Raw genomic sequence first — 18,522 nt, forward strand, 5'->3', positions numbered from 1 at the left:
CTAATGGATTTGGTTAGAAGTGAGCAAAGAATGAGCGTTTTGAGTCTCGGAATCGTCTCAGGCGATCCAGACGGACGTTCGACGGCTTAGATGGACGGTTTTTTCGGTGTTCGATTCGAGTGCGAAGTTTTTATCACGCTGATGACACCCTCATGCGTTAAGATTTTTTTAACTGAATGGGATGCTGTTGAGGAGATTGATTAAGGATAGCTGTGAAGAGCAGCCGGTTTTTTTGAATATGTTTTTCAGATGAAATTTGACGGTGTTTTCCGATATAAATTGCCGTTCGGCAACTATTTTGATGGGTAATCCCTCAGCCAACAGCGCCGCCACCTGGCTTTCTTTTTGTGAAAGTCCAAATACAACGGTGAGTTTCTGGGCGGGGACTGGGCGTATCAAGTCTTTGGCAATGGCGTAAATCATGACTCCATTAAAACGCCCTTCGTCACCTGGCAGTCCGGTAATCAGAGGCTGAAAGCCAAAGTGCAGCCTCGGAGATACTTCGAGGATGTCTTCGGGTGCTAAATCGTAGCCTTCCACTTGCTTGGCTGTCATCATCAAACTGATGTACAGCAGCTTTTCCCGCTGTTTGTCTGAAAGTGTGACACAGCCACCTTCAATGGCCACGTCGGGCACTGTGTCAATTAGTTTTGACATGCTCTGGTTGATCGCACAAACAGTGCCTTTTTCGGTGAGTATGGCCACGGGAATACGGAAAGTTTCAACGACAGATTGCAGACGGAGGGCGTTTTCCTGCTCAGTGGTCGTCAGTGTCTGGAGTGCCGCTTCCACCAAGTCTGGATAAATTGTATTCAATGTCGCCAGATCTTGTTGTGTAAAGGTGCCCATTTCTGCTTGCCGGTTGCACACCATTAGACCAACCCAACTGTTCTCAGATAAAAAACAACAACCCGCGGAGTCGATCAATCCTTGCGCCGCAGCCCATTGTTGAAATTGTTCGCTTCTAAAGGCTTGATCTTCAGGGGGAAGGGTGCTGATGGCATGAAACTGCCCCAGGCCTTCTTGGATGATTCGGCTCAGCAGGTGGTCGTCATGGACATGGTGTTTTAAATAACTTTCGACAAGCTCACTGTTCCCGCGGGCTCCAGCACTGACATGGAAACGTAAACCGAGCGTTTCACGATTAACGATCAGGATATGGCAAATATGAAGCCTGAAATTATCCACCATAGTCTGCGCAACATCGGTCCAGATATCGACATTTACCCGAGTGTCAGCCAGAAGTGTCTTAACGGCTTGAATTTGCAAAGTCTGAGTCATAGTAGATCTTAGTGTTAGTTGGCTCTAGTAAGTACGCATAGGCCTCAAGTCTAGCACGAGACCGCTCAGGGGCCACTTTCACCTGCGAGAGTAATCGGTAAAACGGATGTGGCGTGCGTGAATGAATTAAACCAAAACCGTTGCGAGTACTTCGCTTCAATCGCACGTTTTATTAAAACTACCTTGCTGGGTAGGTTAATTGAAGACCTTGCATTGCTAGAGTAGATAAGAGCTTGGAGCTTCCAAGCAGAGTTATCAGTTAGTAAAAGGGCAGAGTTGTATGAGCATGGTATACGGTATAGTCACCGGGATGTTTTTGATTTTGGCAGTCTTCGTTGGATCTGTGGATTGTCGGGCGCGAAAATGGTTGACGGCCTTTATGTTGTTTTTGGCGGGTTATTCCGGATTAATTTTGCTCGATAGTTTCGATGTACGGATTTCACCAACGGCTTATTTCTGTTTATTGTCGATCACCTTCCTACCCGGTCCGTTGCTTTTGGGGTATGTCAGCCACATTTCGACTCGCAAAGAAGTCCATGTTAAGGATTTTGTTTTCTGTTTGTTGCCAGTAATGACCGCACTGTTCTGTTCAGACCTGCTTGGTGGATACTCGCTTTTTTCGACAGTACCTCGCGATGCATACGTGATTGATAGTTACGTGATGATCTTCAATCTGATCAGCGCCATGGCCGGGATTCATCTATTGGTTTACTTAGGTCGTGCCAGTCAATTAATCATTAAGATGCGGCGGGACTGGACCGGCTACCAAAGTAAAACGTTACCAGAGTCTTGGTACGACATGATTAAAGTGTTGGTGGTGATGATCATTGCCAATAGTACACAAGTGTTGTCAGCCTTTTTGAATCCAACCGGTAGCAAAGTGTCCATCGGTGATCTCGGCTTTATGGTTTTAGTCGTTCATTTTGTCTATCTCGCTGCACGAGCCATGATTCGCGCAGAGCAAACTGAAGAGTTCGAAGACGTGATATTCGAAGAGTCCGTGTATTTGGCACCACGAAAGGAAGATCGTACCGATCTGAAGGAAGATGTCAGGTTTATTGAAAAACGCATTGTGCGTGAGTCGCTTTACTTAAACGCGGATTTGTCGTTGCCGACATTGGCTGCAAAGCTGGGCTTGAGTTCGCATCGATTGTCCGAAATTCTAAATTCCGGATTTCAGAAAAATTTCTACGAATACGTGAACGATCTACGGATCGCATATGCGGCGGAACTACTGGTAAATGCTCCTGAGAAGTCAGTCACTGAAGTTTTTTACACCGCCGGGTTTTCGAATAAGTCGACTTTTTACGGCTACTTCAAGAAGACCTATGAGATGACACCTTCTGATTATCGTAAGCAAGCGCGTCAAACAAACAGCATAATGAATAATGTCGTTCCTCTATTGCGTAGAACCGCTGTTTAAAGGATTTGTGTCATGACGAGAACCAGCCTTTGGCGGCAGCTTGGTCAATCTCCATTAGTATCCATTCATACAATTCCGGCGCCAAATGATGGATAAACTCATTGTGCCGGATGACTTGCTCTGAGGAGATGCGTTGTTCGCGCCAGGTTCGCCCTTCATTGGCGAGGTTTAGCAGAAATGGCAACAGTTTGTCGAACACTTTCACCCACTGACTTTCAAGTGTTTCTTGCGCTTCATATTCTCGCCACAATGTTAGTGCGTGCTCTCCAAAACCGGGAAAGCGTGTACGCAGCTGATCGAGGTAGGCAGCCTCGTCGTTGGCTTTGCTGGGGTTGGCATTATAGGCGCAGACATCGCCCGCGCCGATTTCACAGACGTCATGCAGTAACGCCATCTGGATCGCGTGATCAATATCTACCTGAACCGGTAGCCAGTGTTTCAACGCCATAAACGACAGTGCCAAATGCCAGCTGTGTTCGGCTGAGTTTTCGTGTCGAGAACCGTCACCGACATAGGACTTCCGGTAGATGGTTTTTAGTTTATCGAGTTCGTTCAGGAGAGTGATGTCTGATTGTCGGATGTGATTCTTCATTGCGTTGCTGGCCCTGTCCTTTTCATGTCAGGCCGTTGATGTTGCTGGGGCCGTGTTTGTCGGCGATCCACTGCCACAGCGTTGGATCTGCGAGGACATCGGCGACGATGTAATGATCACCGTCCCATTGGGTATAGATCAGTTCGCCATCGTACTCTGCAACGAAGGCTTTGACGGCGGCGACATCGACACGATCATCTGCCTCACCCTGAACAATATGCAGTGGGCTGGCAAACCGACTGATCGGTCCCTGACATTGTGATTGCCCAGCTGGCGTTGGGCAGTTAGCGTTGATAATGGTCAGGCTGGCCAATGGATAACCGCGCTCGGCCAGTTGGTAGGCGGCTAAGCCGCCACGGCTGTAACCTATAATGTGAATCTGCTGCAGACCAAAGGTTTGTTTTAATTCATCCAGGTATTGTATCAGGGTATCGACCTGATAGCGGTCGCCGTCCAGAGCGCAGGCAATGATGACTGGCAACACAGGATGTATTTCTCGCCGATACAGTAAGGTCGCCATGTCCGGCCATTCGAATTGACCGGTAGCACCGCAGCCAAAACCGCCTTTGCCATGAAGATAGACCACCGCAGCTTTGGCATCCGTCGCGTTACCGAAGACCAGTGATTCAAAACGAAGAGGGGAAACCAGTACCTGCACAATGTCATCCGGACGTTAAAGAAGTCAGGCTAGCCAGATTTCTGGCAATAGGCAACCTTTGATGGCGCCGGTTTTTGACGTTTTAGCGGCAAAAAAAAACGCCAGCCGGAGCTGACGTTTTTCAGTTACCTGAATATGGTTGCTTACTTTCGACCCGAACGCTTACGTTCGTTCTCGGTCAGCAACTTTTTACGAATGCGAATGCTGACTGGCGTCACTTCGACCAGCTCATCGTCTTCAATGAATTCCAGTGCCTGTTCCAACGTGTGCTTGATGGGTGGCGACAGCGTTAACGCGTCATCGGTACCAGAGGCACGGACGTTCGTGAGCTGCTTGCCCTTAGTCGGGTTAACCACCAAGTCGTTCGAGCGATTGTGAATACCGACGATCTGACCTTCATAGACTTCAACGCCGTGACCTAAGAATAAGCGACCTCGTTCCTGCAGAGGGAACAAACCGTAAGCCAGTGTTTTACCTTTCACCATGCTGACCAGTACGCCGTTTTGACGCTTAGCCACCTCACCTTCTTTGATCGGGCCATAGTGATCAAAAATACTGGTCATGATGCCTGAGCCGGAGGTCAGCGTCAGGAACAGACCACGGAAGCCGATCAAACCACGGGATGGGGCCAGGAACTCCAACTTGGTCCGACCTTTACCGTCCGGTTCCATGTTGGTCATTTCCGCTTTGCGCAGACCCATTTCTTCCATGATGGCGCCCTGATGCTCGTCTTCTACATCAATAACAACCTGTTCGAACGGTTCCTGTACTTCACCATCGACCACTCGCTGTACCACTTCCGGACGGGACACACCCAGCTCGAAACCTTCACGGCGCATGGTTTCAATCAACACAGACAAGTGCAGTTCACCACGACCGGAGACACGGAACTTATCCGGGGTATCACCGGGTTCAACACGCAGGGCTACGTTGTGAATCAATTCCTGATCCAGACGTTCCTTGATGTTACGTGTGGTAATGAATTTGCCTTCTTTACCAGCGAATGGTGAGTCGTTTACCTGGAATGTCATGCTAACGGTAGGTTCGTCTACAGACAAAGGTGGCAAGGCCTCAACCGTTTGTGGGTTACACAGCGTGTCGGAAATCGACAAGCCTTCAATACCGGTAATACAGACGATGTCACCGGCGCTCGCGCTGGTCACTTCGACACGTTCCAGACCATGGTAGCCCATGACCTGAAGAATCTTCCCTTTACGGGTTTTGCCATCGGCGCCAACGATTACGACCTGATCATTTGGCTTAACACTGCCGCGGGTAATGCGGCCAACACCGATAACGCCCACATACGAGTTATAGTCCAGTGCTGAAATCTGCATCTGGAAAGCACCTTCAGAATCGACATCTGGCGCTGGCACAACTTCAGTGATCATTTCAAACAGCGGGTTCATGTCTTCCGCCATCTCATCTGGGTCCATGCCGGCAATGCCGTTCAGGGCAGAGGCGTAGATCACTGGGAAGTCCAATTGTTCTTCTGTGGCACCCAGACGGTCGAACAGATCAAACACCTGGTCCATCACCCAATCGGGTCGGGCACCTGGACGGTCTATTTTGTTGATCACGACAATGGGCTTCAAGCCTTGCGCAAAGGCTTTGGAGGTTACAAAGCGAGTCTGTGGCATCGGGCCATCAACGGCATCCACCAGCAGCAATACGGAGTCAACCATCGACAATACCCGTTCAACTTCGCCACCAAAGTCGGCGTGTCCCGGTGTATCCACAATGTTGATACGGTAATCGTTCCATTTAATGGCGGTGTTTTTCGCCAAAATGGTAATACCGCGTTCTCGCTCCTGATCGTTGGAGTCCATGATGCGTTCGGCATCCTGGTCTTTACGGCCCAATGTGCCGGATTGTTGTAGGAGCTTGTCAACCAGAGTTGTTTTACCGTGGTCAACGTGAGCAATGATAGCGATATTACGCAAATTTTCGATCACTGTACTAATTCCGCATGAGTTTTAAGGGCGCGGATTATACTGGTTGTGGTCGAAAAAGATACAACGCAGGCGGTTTTGTTTGTGCTGTTTTGCAATTGGACTTCGAAGGATAATTGCCGCTGGTTAGCACCAGCTGGCATCGAGTTCATCATGTTCAAGGTGTTCGCGCACATTGGCGGTAAGAACCCGGTAACCGACATTGCCGTATAGGGTTTGGCGACCGTTGTTCATGATCCAGGATGGACTGCCTTTGACGCTCAGTTCCTGCGCCGTTTGATAGTCGCTGGCTAACGCGGCCGCCGCCGAACCATCGTAGAGTCGCTTTTGTAACGCGGACGGTTCGAAGCCACAGTCTTTGACGAGAGCCAGCAAGATTTCCAGATCGCCAATATCCTTATTCTGAACAAAAAACTGCTGTCGAACTTTCACGCTGTAGCGTGCCGCTGCTTGCGATCCTTCCTGTAGTTCCAGTGCCTTGAGCAACAGGTGCGCATTGAGCGAGCTTTTCGGACGGGTTTCACGCCAAACCTGATCACTGACTTCGGCATCCGGAAACGGTGCTGCGGCTTCCTGCACGTGTTCCGAAAATCCCTCGAACCCGCCTTTCGCCTGCCAGCCTTCGCCGATTCTCTTCTGAGTGTCCGCAAACAGATTCAGATAGTGATACCGGAACTGGATACGGTTGCCCCATTCCTTGTGCAGTTCATCAACACGTTTCTGGGCGATCCACGCCCACACGCACAGTACGTCCGTGTAGTAATCGATAATCAGAGAGTTTCGCATAGGCATACCCGCACTTGGATGGTGCCTTCAGTGTAGTCTTCAGGAGAACAGGCGCTAACTCAAAAACGCGTTATACACCGGGTTGTCGGATTCATCCCAGTAGCGATATCCGAGTTCATCCAGTTTTTTATAAAAGTCCTTCAGGTCGCTCTTTGGCACCTGAATGCCGGACAACACTCGACCGTAGGCGGCACCGTGGTTGCGATAATGGAACAGGCTTATGTTCCAGTGTCCGCCAAGGGCGTTTAAAAACTTCAACAGGGCACCGGGCCGTTCCGGGAATTCAAAGCGGAACAGTCGCTCATCGGTTGCCTGAGGCGCATGGCCGCCCACCATATGCCGGACGTGGCCTTTGGCCACTTCGTTCTGGGTTAGATCGAGTACCTCATAGCCATCGTTAGTGAGTCGGGTGAGTAAGTCTTCACGTTCGCTATCGGCGCTGATTTTAAGGCCGACAAAAATGCGTGCGTTGTCGCTGTCGTTATAGCGGTAATTAAATTCAGTGACTGAGCGTTTACCAATGTGGGAGATGAAACGCTTGAAGCTGCCAGGCTTTTCCGGAATGGTGACCGAGAAGATGGCTTCATGGTGTTCACCGACGTCCGCTCGCTCGGCCACATAACGCAACCGGTCAAAGTTCATGTTGGCACCGGAACAGATAGTGACCAGAGTTTTGCCCTGCAAACTCTCGCGCTCAACGTATTTTTTCATGCCTGCAACGCTGGTGGCACCGGCCGGCTCGGCGACAGAGCGAGTATCATCGAAGACGTCTTTAATGGCGGCACAGATTTCATCCGCGCTGACAGTGATCACTTCGTCGACGCAGTCTTTCAGGACTTTGAAGGTTTCTTTACCGATTTGCGCCACGGCGATGCCGTCTGCAAACAAGCCCACTTCTTTCAGTGTGACCCGCTTACCGGCCTGCATTGCTGCGGCTAAACAGGCGCTTTCCTCGTATTCAACGGCGATGACCTTGATCTCCGGACGCAGGTATTTGATGTAGGCGGAGACACCCGCCGCGAGTCCGCCACCACCGACTGGGATGAAGATCGCATTAATTTCACCGGGGCCATATTGGTGCAAGATTTCCCGAGCGATGGTGCCCTGGCCTGCAATAACATCTGGGTGATCATAGGGGTGTACAAAGGTGTAGCCTTTTTCATCCTGCAGCTTCACGGCATGGGCGTAGGCTTCGTCGAAAGAGTCACCGTGCAGAACGACTTTGCCGCCCCGGGCACGGACCGACGATACTTTGATGTCTGGTGTTGTTACCGGCATCACGATAATCGCTTTGATGCCCATCAGCTTAGCAGCCTGTGCTAAACCCTGCGCATGATTGCCCGCCGACGCGCAGATAACACCTGCGGCTTTTTGAGCCTCTGTCAGGTGGGCCACCATGTTATAGGCACCGCGCAGCTTGAACGAAAACACGGGCTGTAAATCTTCACGCTTGATTAAAATCTGATTGCCGAGGCGATTGCTGAGCGACGTTGCTTCATCCAGCGGCGTTTCGATCGCGGCTTCATAGACTTTCGCGTTGAGGATTTTCTTAACGTATTGTTCAAGCATGATAGGTCCTTGTGACGGCCGTTCGAATGCCGCCAATCGGTTGTTCAAAGTGCACAGTGTACGGAAAACGTGCCATGGCGACATCCCAATTGTTGCGATACAGCCTTTCGAAAATGTGCCAGAAATCACCCCGAATAGTGAGAATTTTGCTTTGGACCCCTATAATGAGCGCAATTACCTTCAGGAATGCCTCATGACTCAAGATGAACTGAAACAATTGGTCGCTCAGGCCGCTTTGGATTACATAAAACCAGAACTGCAGCCGAACGCGATTATCGGTGTCGGTACTGGTTCCACGGCAAACTGCTTTATAGATGCACTGGCAAAATATAAAGATGAATTCAAAGGCGCCGTGGCCAGCAGCGATGCAACCGCTGACCGCTTACGTGGTCATGGCATTGATGTGTTTGATATGAATGACGTCGAGTCTTTATCGGTCTATGTCGACGGTGCTGATGAAGCAAATCGTAAGTTGCACCTGATCAAAGGTGGCGGTGCGGCGTTGACCCGTGAAAAAATTGTGGCATCGATTTCGAAAAAGTTCGTTTGTATCGCCGATGAATCGAAGGCCGTGGAGACCTTAGGCGCGTTCCCTTTGCCGGTCGAAGTAATCCCAATGGCTCGCAGCGCAGTTGCACGGAAAATTGTCGCGTTGGGTGGGAACCCGGTGTATCGGGAAGGCGTGGTAACCGATAATGGTAATGTCATCCTGGATGTTCATGGCTTAAGCATAACCGATGCGGTTAGTCTGGAAAGTAAGCTGAACAATATTGTCGGCGTCGTAACCAACGGCTTATTCGCGGCTCGACCGGCTGACGTTTTATTGCTGGGCACGAAAGACGGCGTGAAAACCCTGACGGTGATTAATACATCAGCTTCATCCGGGGAATTTTTCTAAACCGAAATCGTCTACACAAAAAAGCCAGCGTTTTGCTGGCTTTTTGATTTTTTAATTTAAAAACTAATTATTTAGCGCGTTCCCAAACCTGTGTCCGGCCGATCAGTGCGAAGCCGATGAAGCCACGGACTTCCAGCTTAGTGCCGTTGTCGATCACCTTCAGTTTGGCTTTGTATTCTTTGCCATTGCCTGGGTCCAGAATGGTACCGCCTTTCCATTCATCGCCGTCTTGAGTCAAACCCCAAACAAACGTCATGCCTTCAATGGGCTGGCCTTTGCGTTTGCCTTTGCAATCATCGCATGTTGGGTTGGGTTCACTTGGGTTGAGCAGCGTGTCGATCCGCCCCATCAGTTCACCGTTTTCAATCCAAACGGTGACGATGCTTTTTTCGTCGCCAGTTTCATCGTCAATAGTTTTCCATACGCCTTCGGGGGACGTCGAGGCCGCCATGGAAATGCTTGCCCAAGTCATCAGTAGCAGTGTTGAGAGGATTTTTTTCATTATTGTGTTCTCCGGTTAGTAACGTCACTACCTTAGCAAATGCCGGTTAATGCTCAAGTCTGACGATTCATTTAGTGAGTTAAGATAAACAATCAACTGCGAATGGTATGGGATTTCACGCCCAGCAGGCGGATAAGGTCCTGCGGCGCGAATTCTATTTGTAATCCCCGTTTGCCCGCGCTGGTCAGAATTTGTTCGAAATACAGGGCTGAGTCATCAATAACCATCGGCAAGCGCTTTTTCTGACCGAAAGGACTGATGCCACCAACCACGTACCCGGTGATCTTTTCAGCCAGTGCAGGATCTGCCATTTGCGCTTTTTTGGCACCGTGTGCTGCCGCGGCTGCTTTGAGGTTCAACGTGGCTGACACCGGAATTATACAAACCGCGAGTTGTTTGGGGTCGCCATTGAGGCTTACCAGCAGCGTTTTGAACAAACGTTCATGACTGACGTTCAGAGCATCGGCGACGTCCTGGCCGTAATTATCGCTGCTGTGGGTCAAAACGTATTCGTGCAGAGTATAGGCAACCTTTTGCTTTTTCAGGTACACAATTGCAGGTGTCATAGGGAGATTCCAAAGGCTTACCGAGCTGGTTTGGGACGGGCTTCGGTCGAAATGGGCAAGTCGATCTGTACGATGAGGCCATGCGGTTGATTGTTTGACGCATGAATAAACCCTTCGTGCATCTGCACTGCCTGCAGTGCGATATTCAACCCCAGACCAGCGCCCGTGTTGGATTGATCTAGCCGATAAAACGGGTCGAACAACCGGATAAGCTTGTCTTCAGGTACACCTGGCCCCTCGTCAGCAATGGTGATGCTGACCTGATACGGGTTCTGTTTCATCGTCACCGCAATTGCGCCCTGTTCTGGTGAGAAACGCAACGCATTACGCAGAACATTATCGACCGTGCTGTGCAGCAGTTGTGCATCACCCACCATGCGCAGTGGAGCATCAATGTCCAGATCGATGCGGATATGGCGTGGTTCGGCCTCAAAGCGCGCATCTTCAACGACTTTTTTGACGATATCGTCCAGCTCTATGGTTTGCCATTCCACATGATGCATGTCGTTTTCAAACCGACTGAGCTTGAGTATCTGCGCGATCATGTTTTCCAGCCGGTCGCTTTCCCGTTCGATGCGATCTAAAGCGCGATCCAGGCCTTCCGGCGCCTTCTGGCGTACAATGCCCATCGCTACCTGTAACCGCGTCAAAGGCGAGCGCAGTTCATGGCTGACATTGCTGAGCAGGCGTTGTTGCGCTGACACAAGATCCTGAATCCGCCCCGCCATTTCGTCGAAATCCCGGCCCAGTTCGCCGATTTCATCTGAACGTCGACTGACGCTGCTGCCCGCGCGGGCACCTAAGGTTCCACGAGACAGAGCACGTACGGTTTGACGCAATTTTTCGATGGGTCGTACCAGTGACCAAGTTAGAATCAAACTCATGATGCCGGAAATGGTCAGTGCAAAAGCCAGCTGCACCGATTGACTCTCTAACCAAAACGGCAGATTCGCCGGAGGTAACGACGGAACACCGCGTACAAACAAACGGAAGTTAAGGCCGCTGAAGGTGATGGACATGGGGCCCAACCAGGCCTCGTTGCGCCATTGACCAACCCGCAAACCTTCGTACTCCATCATTTCGGAGAGCATCACCAAAATGCGGTTGGGCGGTTGCGGCAAGCCATAGAGCCGGTAGGTTTCATCGACCAGGTACAGCTGATATTTGGCATTTTCATTGTAGGCGGCCAGCATTTGCTGGATGAGCGTGAAGTCACCCAGGGTTTCCCCAAATTCCGGTACTTGCACGCTGTTGAGAATTGAGATTTGCCGAGAGGTCGGTGGCGCCACCTGATATTGCTGTGCCGCCTGATAGGATACAAAGTACGCGGCGATCACAATAAGAATAAGCGACAGCCAAAAACTCAACCAGATTTTGCCGAAAACGGAACCCAGGGGGTTCAGTTTTCGCAGGTTAGACCACAGACTCACTGAGCGGGATCGACAAACATATAGCCAATGCCGCGAATGGTCTGAATCTTGGATTGTTCAGATGAGCCACCCAGTTTCCGGCGTACGTTGCTGACGTGCATGTCGATCGAACGGTCGTAAGCCATGATTTCACGCCCGAGCACTTCCAGATACAGATCTTCTTTAGGCACTGCCTTGCCCGCACGAGTCATCAACACACGCAGGACTTTGAATTCGCTGGTGGTCATCGGAATGTGTTCGCCGTCGCTGTATACACGGTAAGTGTCGAAATTGAGTTCAACGCCGTTGCAAGCCAGAATGCCGCTGTCGTCGCTTTGCTGTGTTTTGTCCAGTTCGATACGGCGTAACAAGGCTTTGATACGTGCCAGCAACTCGCGGTGACTATAAGGCTTGGCCAAGTAATCGTCGGCACCCAGTTCCAGTCCCAGAATCCGGTCTGTTTCTTCACCTTTGGCGGTCAGCATTAGTACCGGAACGATGGATGTCTGGCGAATGCGTTTTAAGGTTTCGAAACCATCGATACCCGGCATCATGACGTCCAGCAAGACCAGATCAAAATGATGTTGGTTAATCTGTTCAATACCGGCTTCGCCGGTGTGGGCTGCTTCCAGCCGGTAGCCTTCCGCTGCCAGGTACTCACCCAGCAATTCCGCTAAGTCTTTATCGTCGTCGATCAGCAAAATGCTGTGTGTACTCATGACATGGTTCCCTTTAACAGTTAGTTAGCGCCTTTAATACGTGTTCGCAGGATAAATCCCAAGACCCCGATTGACCCTTTTACTGCATGTTTACACCGGTGCAGCCCCCGTGTTGCGTATGACATGGACCGACCTGGTTGCGCATGAGCCACTAGGGTCAGGTAATCGCCGCTTATCAGTTTCGGGTGATTACGCTAGAATTTTGCGTCAATGCCCGAACATACAGTACTGGGGCCATCATGTCCGGGTTTGGAAGTTTATGATAGAAGATGATGAAGATTTTAAAGCCTTTCGTGAAGAGATGAAGGGTGTGCAGCCGATCAAAGCCAAAGAAAAGGTCGATGTTACCAAAAAAACGGTACCGGAACCGTCGCTGATCCACCGACGGCAGATGGCGGTGAAAGTCGAGACGGGCAGTAATAATCATCTTACGGAAGAGATTATCGATTTGGTGCACCCGCTGGACCCAATCGAATACCGCAGCGACGGTGTGTCCATTGGCGTGTACCGTAATCTTAAGCGCGGGCAGTATCCTATTGATGCACGGTTGGACTTGCATCGAAAGAAAATGGCGGAAGCCCGTCAGGACGTTTTTCAGTTTATTCAGGATTGTCAGAAGTACGACATCCGCAGCGCGATTATCCTCCACGGTAAGGGCGAACTTAGTGAGCCAAAAGCGTTCCTGAAAAGTTGTGTGAATACCTGGTTGAAGCAGATACCGGAGGTTATTGCGTTCCACAGCGCGCAAAAACACCACGGTGGCGTTGGCGCGCTCTATGTGTTGATTAAAAAAAGCGAGCGCAAAAAGCAGGAAAACAAAATCAAATTCAACAAAGGCAGAGTGGACTGACCATTCATAAGGACAACGTGTGCAATTCAAAATTACCCTAGCAGTTTTACTGATTGGTCTGTCGTCGTCCGCGATTGCTGAGGCGGATTGGGATACTTATATTGAGCGTACTGGAGATGTGTTGGCTGTTGCCCTACCTTTGACGGCGTTAACGGCAACCTACACGTTGCAGGATTCGGATGGACGCAAACAGCTGCTGACGTCTTATGCTGCCACGTTGAGCCTGACGTACGCGGGCAAGTTTGCCATCGGCAAGGAACGACCCGATGGCTCCAATAACCTCGGTTTTCCGAGCGCTCACACCAGCAGTGCGTTTTCCGGCGCGTCGTTTCTGGCAAAACGATACGGTTGGGACATAGGTGTACCGGCCTATCTTGCCGCCAGTTTCGTGGGATTCAGTCGTGTGCATGCGAACAAACACGATTGGTGGGATGTTACCGCCGGTGCAGCATTGGCGATGGGTATCAATGAATGGCTGGTGCGCGATCAATCAGACTTGAATGTTGCGCTATTGCCTGTTGCTGGTGGGGCGCAACTCGCGTTCAGTATTCGCTATTGAGACGGTTCGATTCAGACTCTGTCGCGTTCGGTTTGGCATAGTCTGCCAACAAACTGGCCAGTGCCTTGAGGCGAATGGGTTTGGTCAGAAAAGCCTGCATGCCCGAGGCAGTCGCCTGTTGTTGGAAATAGTCGCCCGTGTGTGCCGAAAGCCCGACGACATTGGTTGGTCGAATAGCCACAATGTGTTCGGTTGCTTCTGGGCCGTCCATGTCGGGCATTTCGTAGTCCATCAGGACCAGGTCGTAGGGTTGCGCCATGACTCGCTTAATGGCGTCGGCACCATTGCTCACGCATTCCGCCTTAATCTGGAACCGCTTCAATAAGCCTGCTAATACAATAAGGTTGCTTTGATTGTCGTCGACGCACAGAACCGACAGATAGCTGTAGTCGGGTTGGTATTCTTTTGCGCTGTCCACCGGTGCCGATTCTAACCGGACGAATTCTGGATCCCACAATTGATTGACCACAAAAGGTCGGGCCAGAAACCGGTCAATGGCAGTCGTGTCTTCAAGGTCTTTCACGTATTTTTCAAAACCGATCAATATCCCCTGCAGTTCAGGCACTTGCTGTTTGGTTTGTTGGATCAGCGCCATGCCGCTGGTCTGTGGGAAGCGCTGTTCGACGATAAGGTGAGTGAACGTGGCTCTGGCCAGGCTAGCCTCAAATTCTGCCTTATTTTTTACCCAGGTCATTTGCGGTGCTCGATCATCCTGACGCCATAAATCGGCGAGCTCGGAATGGCGGGTGCACAGCAGATAGCGACCACTGTGAGGAGCCGTCTCGCGTGCTGGCAGCAAGCACGGCAGGGTGAACTGGAGCGTCGTGCCTTGACCTGGAGTGCTATCTACCTGAATACCGCCACCCCACAGTTGAATGATTTCTTTGACAATGGCCAGACCCAAACCCGTACCGCCAAACTTGCGGGTGGTTGAAGTGTCAGCCTGATGAAAACGCTCAAAAAGGTGCGTTTGTTTGTCGCTAGGAATACCGATGCCGGTGTCGGCAATTTCAAATCGCAACGCTGAAACATCGAACCGGACACGTAGAGTAATATGACCTTGTTCCGTGAACTTAAATGCGTTGCCGATCAGGTTCATCAGCACTTGCTGGAGCCTCGTGGAGTCGCCCCGAATGACTGTAGGAATGGCTGGATCCACCCAGCCGGTCAGTAACACATTGCTTCGGTCGCTGGCCTGGGTATAGACCGCTAAACACTGAAGAATCACTTCCCGGATGTTGAACTCCGTGCTCTCAAGGGCGAGCTTACCGGCTTCTATTTTACTAACATCCAGAATGTCGTTGATAATGCGTAACAGAACGTCACTGCTGTTCTGTAACGTATGCAGGTAGCGTTGCTGAATTGTCGTGGGTTTTTCAAGATTCAGCAGTTCAATCATACCGACAATAGCGTTCATGGGCGTGCGGATTTCATGACTCATGTTGGCCAGGAACTGGGTTTTCGCTTCCATAGCCCGCAATGCTTTTGACTCAGAAGCTCGAAGCGTCTGTTCGTATTCCGCCTGCTGGGTGACATCAAAGTGAAAACCGGTCACCTCCAATGGATTGCCCTGTTTATCTCGGATGACGAAGCCCGTACCTTCAATCCAGCGGACGGAATTGTCAGGCAGAATAATGCGGTAGGTATGATTGAATAAGTTGCCTTGACCGCTCAATACCTGGGTAATGTTCGACAGAGCTCCCTCTCGGTCTTCTGGGTGCAACATCGATTCCCAGGTACCCGGCAGAATGTAACGGGCTTTGCCTTCTAAACCAAACATGGCCAGAGATTTTTCGTCCCAGAAGGATTTGTTGGTGGCAACTTTATAATTAAACACACCGGCGTGTGCTGCACTGATGGCTTTATGCAGTAGATCAAGCCTCGCTTCGCTGGCGGCATTGAGTTGCCGGGCGCGTCTTAACTCGCTGGCGCTTAACAGCCAGCCGGACAAGGCGATAGCCAATGCGAAGGTAAGTAGCCATTCCATAGCAGAATTTAATGTCCCGTCATTAGTAAGCAAATCATTATGAGTATAACCCAGGCTCTGTTCATCGGCGGACTTTAATTTTCATGGCTCGAACTCCGTTCATTCTGCGGTGCGGATTTGTGAATGATGGTAAAAATAACTTAAATACGGTTGGTTAGCGCCCCATTGTTGTCATAACGACAGCTCTCAGTCTTCAAAAGTTTGAACCGGTTATCAATATTGAGACGCAACAGGTCGCAAATGTCTAAAAGGTGCCAGCATCGGAGTAGAATATCCACCAACTTGTTTCTGGTCGTTTTGAGATTTCGTCAACGGCTCCACCAGTACAACGTTTTATCGCGACTCGAATCAACTTCTTGTTTGCGAAGTATTGTTTAATAACAGGCTGTGTTGAAACGAAGTCACCAGCAATAGGACGCTTTTAAGGATGAATAAGGCCGCTACAACTTCTCAAATATCGCCGATTGGTTTGGCGAAGCGATATCCCGATATCAAAAGGCTGACTGCCTTGGGTGACCGTTTGCAAACGGTTATCCCAAATATCATGGACGAATTTTTCAGTGCTGCCGATGATTTTTTATTCAAGCTGGCCGAAAAAAGCAGCCTGGAGTCTGCGGATTACTTCGATCAGCTACGGGTATTACGCAAACGCAAAGTACAGGTTCGGCAGCACGTATTGGATGGCGTACGCCGCTGGATTGAAGGCGGTGCACAATCATTGCCGATAGCATCTCAACCTTTAGAGGCCAACCCCAGCCCGGGCGATTTCAGTTTGATGGATGACGTGGTGCTGGAGCGCACGCTGGCAACGGATAGTTTCTTTACGCGTTTGATTGGGCGCAGTGGCAGTGAGTGGCTGGCGTTTCATGAACGCATGGTTGCGTTAACCTGCCAGAAAAAACTGTCTAATAAAAACACACCGTTCAATCCTTCCGCGTTGGGTCATATTGTGTTGAAGGAAATCGAATTACTGGATTTTCCGTTTAAATCTGCTCTTATGCTGTTCCGGCTTTTCGATGATCTGGCCATTCCCCGGATGATGGAGTTTTATCGCGATGCCAATGAATGGCTGATTGCCGAAGGTATTCTGCCTAACTTGAATCTCCAGAGCACCCGTGCCGAGAAGCCCAGGGCTGACTCGCAAATGTTTGACACCCTTCGTGCTAACCTGGCAGGCAACACGACCGAGCACTGGCCTTTGAGCGGCGGTACCGGTACGCCGATGCAACAAAGTGGCCACGGTCATGCACCGTCCGGCGGTATGTTGGTCGATCCTGCGCTGCTTCGGCAAATGATTTCCACCATGGCTTCTTTTCAGGCTCAAACCGCCCCAGAGGCGCACAAAACAGAAGATCTGCGCCATTGGGCCGTGGCTCAGGCCAATGCAGTAACGCAACAGGTGGCGGGTACACTCGAAGCCGGTACAGTGTCGTTGGTGGCCATGCTCTTTGAATACATTCTGGATGACGCAAAGTTGTCCGTGCATATGAAGCAATTGCTGGCGCGTATGCAGATTCCCATCATCAAGGTAGCGATTCTCGACAAAGACTTTTTTACCGACACGGACAACAGCGCTCGGCTATTACTGAACCGCATGGCGCGAGCTGCCACAGGGTGGGAGCCAGACGCCGACATTCAGAACGATATGTTGCTCGACGGCATGGAACGTATCGTCACTCAACTGAACCGGGAATTTGAAGATGACCTGTCGATTTTTGACCGGTTATTGGAAGACTTCGATCAACTGCAAACGCGCTACCGGGATGTCACGCATCATTCTATCGCCCAGCTGCAGCAACGCGAAGTGGCGTCTTTTGAACAGCATCAGAAGCAGGATCGCGCCCGGTTAATCATTGACGCACTGCTGGAAAATCAGGTCTTTCCCGGCCCGATAACTGAGTTGTTGAAACGCCATTGGTATCGATTAATGTCCGGCATCTTTAACAAGCAGGGCGAAAGCAAAGCGTGGAAAACCACTGCGCGCATTGCCCGAGAGCTGGTTTGGACTCTGCAACCGAGTGTACAGCTCACGCACATAACCCGGTTTAAAGAGATTGTCCCGAAAGTGCTGGATGGCGTGGACAACGGGTTAAAAGCAGTAGGGTTGAGTGAGGCTGAGCGAGCCGGTTTTCTGGGGGCGATTCAGGATCACCATGCGCTGCACTCTAATCCGGTTAACGAAGCCATTTGGGATGCGCAGCAGCAGCTGGACTACTTTGAAGTGCAATCTCAGAAAGCCGAACATCTGGTCGACGAGCCCGCGCCGCTGGTAGTGGATGAGCCCGTTGTCACCCTGAAGAGCGCGGATTTGAGCTATTACATGGATCAGGTTGAACAGCTGAAGACCGAGCAGTGGTTTGACATTGAACTCAGTGAGAATCACTGGGTTCGAGGCTGCTTAACCCTGATTGTCGGACAGGGCAGTAAGTATGTGTTTACCGATTTCCGTGGCGATAAGGTCGCTGAACGTTCGGCCATCGGTTTGGCCATGGCCATGCGCAATGAGCAGATAGTGGCACTGCCGGACGATCCGCTCTTTGACCGGAAAATCAACGAACTGGTTGATGATCTCGGCCAAAAGACCGCGACTCAGCACTAGCCCGGAATTTTCTGGGCTCGAGCGTCGGCATGGACTGGTTCAAGTTCCTGACGGTTCTGACCCTACGCGGCCGTGTGCGTAGCCGTTTTTGACTTTTTCGCCTTCGGCTGGTGGTTGTCACGAATCTGACATAACTTTGCAGGCCATCTTCCGCATTTAACGCACGGTTTTC

The 18,522-nt window shown here is 50.7% G+C and carries 16 protein-coding genes; 5 read left to right on the top strand and 11 right to left on the bottom strand.

All coding sequences use genetic code 11. From position 1 onward, the window contains the following. Positions 1 to 168: 168 nt before the first annotated feature. On the bottom strand, positions 169 to 1,281 hold the full coding sequence (locus IYN85_RS21750) for a helix-turn-helix transcriptional regulator (protein ID WP_196161068.1): 1,113 nt from the start codon (positions 1,279 to 1,281) through the stop codon (positions 169 to 171). A gap of 280 nt (positions 1,282 to 1,561) precedes the next feature. Between IYN85_RS21750 and IYN85_RS21755 the strand changes: the two genes are divergently transcribed. Continuing rightward, positions 1,562 to 2,704 (top strand): helix-turn-helix domain-containing protein, encoded by a 1,143-nt coding sequence (locus tag IYN85_RS21755; RefSeq protein ID WP_196161069.1) that lies wholly within the window; start codon positions 1,562 to 1,564, stop codon positions 2,702 to 2,704. Between the two features lie 10 nt (positions 2,705 to 2,714). Here IYN85_RS21755 and IYN85_RS21760 read toward each other — a convergent pair whose 3' ends face one another. From IYN85_RS21760 to ilvA, 5 genes are all read right to left on the bottom strand, one after another. Then, entirely contained in the window at positions 2,715 to 3,296 is a 582-nt protein-coding gene (locus IYN85_RS21760) for an HD family hydrolase (protein ID WP_196161070.1), read from the bottom strand. A gap of 22 nt (positions 3,297 to 3,318) precedes the next feature. Further along, on the bottom strand, positions 3,319 to 3,954 hold the full coding sequence (locus tag IYN85_RS21765; RefSeq protein WP_196161071.1) for an alpha/beta fold hydrolase: 636 nt from the start codon (positions 3,952 to 3,954) through the stop codon (positions 3,319 to 3,321). A 143-nt stretch (positions 3,955 to 4,097) separates the two neighbouring features. Next, positions 4,098 to 5,909: a translational GTPase TypA gene (gene typA / locus IYN85_RS21770; protein WP_196161072.1), complete on the bottom strand. Its 1,812-nt coding sequence runs from the start codon at positions 5,907 to 5,909 to the stop codon at positions 4,098 to 4,100. Positions 5,910 to 6,032: 123 nt separating this feature from the next. Further along, the gene (locus tag IYN85_RS21775) at positions 6,033 to 6,692 is read right to left on the bottom strand and encodes a DsbA family protein (protein WP_196161073.1); all 660 of its coding nucleotides are present in this window, start codon (positions 6,690 to 6,692) and stop codon (positions 6,033 to 6,035) included. A gap of 54 nt (positions 6,693 to 6,746) precedes the next feature. Continuing rightward, entirely contained in the window at positions 6,747 to 8,261 is a 1,515-nt protein-coding gene (gene ilvA, locus IYN85_RS21780) for a threonine ammonia-lyase, biosynthetic (protein ID WP_196161074.1), read from the bottom strand. Positions 8,262 to 8,454: 193 nt separating this feature from the next. Here ilvA and rpiA point away from each other — a divergent pair, with 193 nt between their 5' ends. Further along, on the top strand, positions 8,455 to 9,159 hold the full coding sequence (gene rpiA / locus IYN85_RS21785) for a ribose-5-phosphate isomerase RpiA (RefSeq protein ID WP_196161075.1): 705 nt from the start codon (positions 8,455 to 8,457) through the stop codon (positions 9,157 to 9,159). 67 nt (positions 9,160 to 9,226) lie between these two features. On the opposite strand, the gene IYN85_RS21790 is transcribed toward rpiA, so the two are convergent. The 4 genes from IYN85_RS21790 to IYN85_RS21805 all read right to left on the bottom strand — a co-directional run bounded on the left by IYN85_RS21790 (position 9,227) and on the right by IYN85_RS21805 (position 12,355). After that, entirely contained in the window at positions 9,227 to 9,661 is a 435-nt protein-coding gene (locus tag IYN85_RS21790; RefSeq protein ID WP_196161076.1) for a DUF2147 domain-containing protein, read from the bottom strand. 92 nt (positions 9,662 to 9,753) lie between these two features. Continuing rightward, on the bottom strand, positions 9,754 to 10,227 hold the full coding sequence (ybaK, locus tag IYN85_RS21795) for a Cys-tRNA(Pro) deacylase (protein WP_196161077.1): 474 nt from the start codon (positions 10,225 to 10,227) through the stop codon (positions 9,754 to 9,756). Between the two features lie 17 nt (positions 10,228 to 10,244). Further along, a complete protein-coding gene (locus IYN85_RS21800; protein ID WP_196161078.1) occupies positions 10,245 to 11,657 on the bottom strand; it encodes an ATP-binding protein in 1,413 nt (470 codons plus the stop codon). Beyond that, a complete protein-coding gene (locus IYN85_RS21805; protein ID WP_196161079.1) occupies positions 11,654 to 12,355 on the bottom strand; it encodes a response regulator transcription factor in 702 nt (233 codons plus the stop codon). Before IYN85_RS21805 ends, IYN85_RS21800 begins: the two co-directional genes overlap by 4 nt. A 70-nt stretch (positions 12,356 to 12,425) precedes the next feature. Between IYN85_RS21805 and smrA the strand changes: the two genes are divergently transcribed. Both smrA and IYN85_RS26515 read left to right on the top strand, forming a co-directional pair. Continuing rightward, positions 12,426 to 13,205 carry a DNA endonuclease SmrA gene (gene smrA, locus IYN85_RS21810; RefSeq protein ID WP_230390902.1) on the top strand — a complete coding sequence of 260 codons (780 nt, stop codon included), beginning with the start codon at positions 12,426 to 12,428 and terminating at the stop codon, positions 13,203 to 13,205. 19 nt (positions 13,206 to 13,224) lie between these two features. Then, positions 13,225 to 13,764 (top strand): phosphatase PAP2 family protein, encoded by a 540-nt coding sequence (locus IYN85_RS26515; RefSeq protein ID WP_196161080.1) that lies wholly within the window; start codon positions 13,225 to 13,227, stop codon positions 13,762 to 13,764. On the opposite strand, the gene IYN85_RS21820 is transcribed toward IYN85_RS26515, so the two are convergent. Continuing rightward, complete coding sequence (locus tag IYN85_RS21820; protein ID WP_196161081.1) at positions 13,748 to 15,751, bottom strand: PAS domain-containing hybrid sensor histidine kinase/response regulator; 2,004 nt, start codon at positions 15,749 to 15,751, stop codon at positions 13,748 to 13,750. The genes IYN85_RS26515 and IYN85_RS21820 overlap by 17 nt on opposite strands. A gap of 427 nt (positions 15,752 to 16,178) precedes the next feature. Between IYN85_RS21820 and IYN85_RS21825 the strand changes: the two genes are divergently transcribed. Beyond that, a complete protein-coding gene (locus IYN85_RS21825; protein WP_196161082.1) occupies positions 16,179 to 18,350 on the top strand; it encodes a DUF1631 family protein in 2,172 nt (723 codons plus the stop codon). Positions 18,351 to 18,522 lie beyond the last annotated feature (172 nt).

The organism is Reinekea sp. G2M2-21 (assembly GCF_015687175.1).
In the GTDB taxonomy this organism is placed as follows: domain Bacteria; phylum Pseudomonadota; class Gammaproteobacteria; order Pseudomonadales; family Natronospirillaceae; genus Reinekea.

Coding starts and splice junctions, on each gene's coding strand:
- IYN85_RS21790 (WP_196161076.1), bottom strand. CDS start 9,661: ATGAAAAAAATCCTCTCAACACTGCTACTGATGACTTGGGCAAGCATT.
- ybaK (WP_196161077.1), bottom strand. CDS start 10,227: ATGACACCTGCAATTGTGTACCTGAAAAAGCAAAAGGTTGCCTATACT.
- IYN85_RS21775 (WP_196161073.1), bottom strand. CDS start 6,692: ATGCGAAACTCTCTGATTATCGATTACTACACGGACGTACTGTGCGTG.
- IYN85_RS21825 (WP_196161082.1), top strand. CDS start 16,179: ATGAATAAGGCCGCTACAACTTCTCAAATATCGCCGATTGGTTTGGCG.
- IYN85_RS21805 (WP_196161079.1), bottom strand. CDS start 12,355: ATGAGTACACACAGCATTTTGCTGATCGACGACGATAAAGACTTAGCG.
- IYN85_RS21755 (WP_196161069.1), top strand. CDS start 1,562: ATGAGCATGGTATACGGTATAGTCACCGGGATGTTTTTGATTTTGGCA.
- rpiA (WP_196161075.1), top strand. CDS start 8,455: ATGACTCAAGATGAACTGAAACAATTGGTCGCTCAGGCCGCTTTGGAT.
- IYN85_RS21750 (WP_196161068.1), bottom strand. CDS start 1,281: ATGACTCAGACTTTGCAAATTCAAGCCGTTAAGACACTTCTGGCTGAC.
- ilvA (WP_196161074.1), bottom strand. CDS start 8,261: ATGCTTGAACAATACGTTAAGAAAATCCTCAACGCGAAAGTCTATGAA.
- IYN85_RS21820 (WP_196161081.1), bottom strand. CDS start 15,751: ATGGAATGGCTACTTACCTTCGCATTGGCTATCGCCTTGTCCGGCTGG.
- IYN85_RS21760 (WP_196161070.1), bottom strand. CDS start 3,296: ATGAAGAATCACATCCGACAATCAGACATCACTCTCCTGAACGAACTC.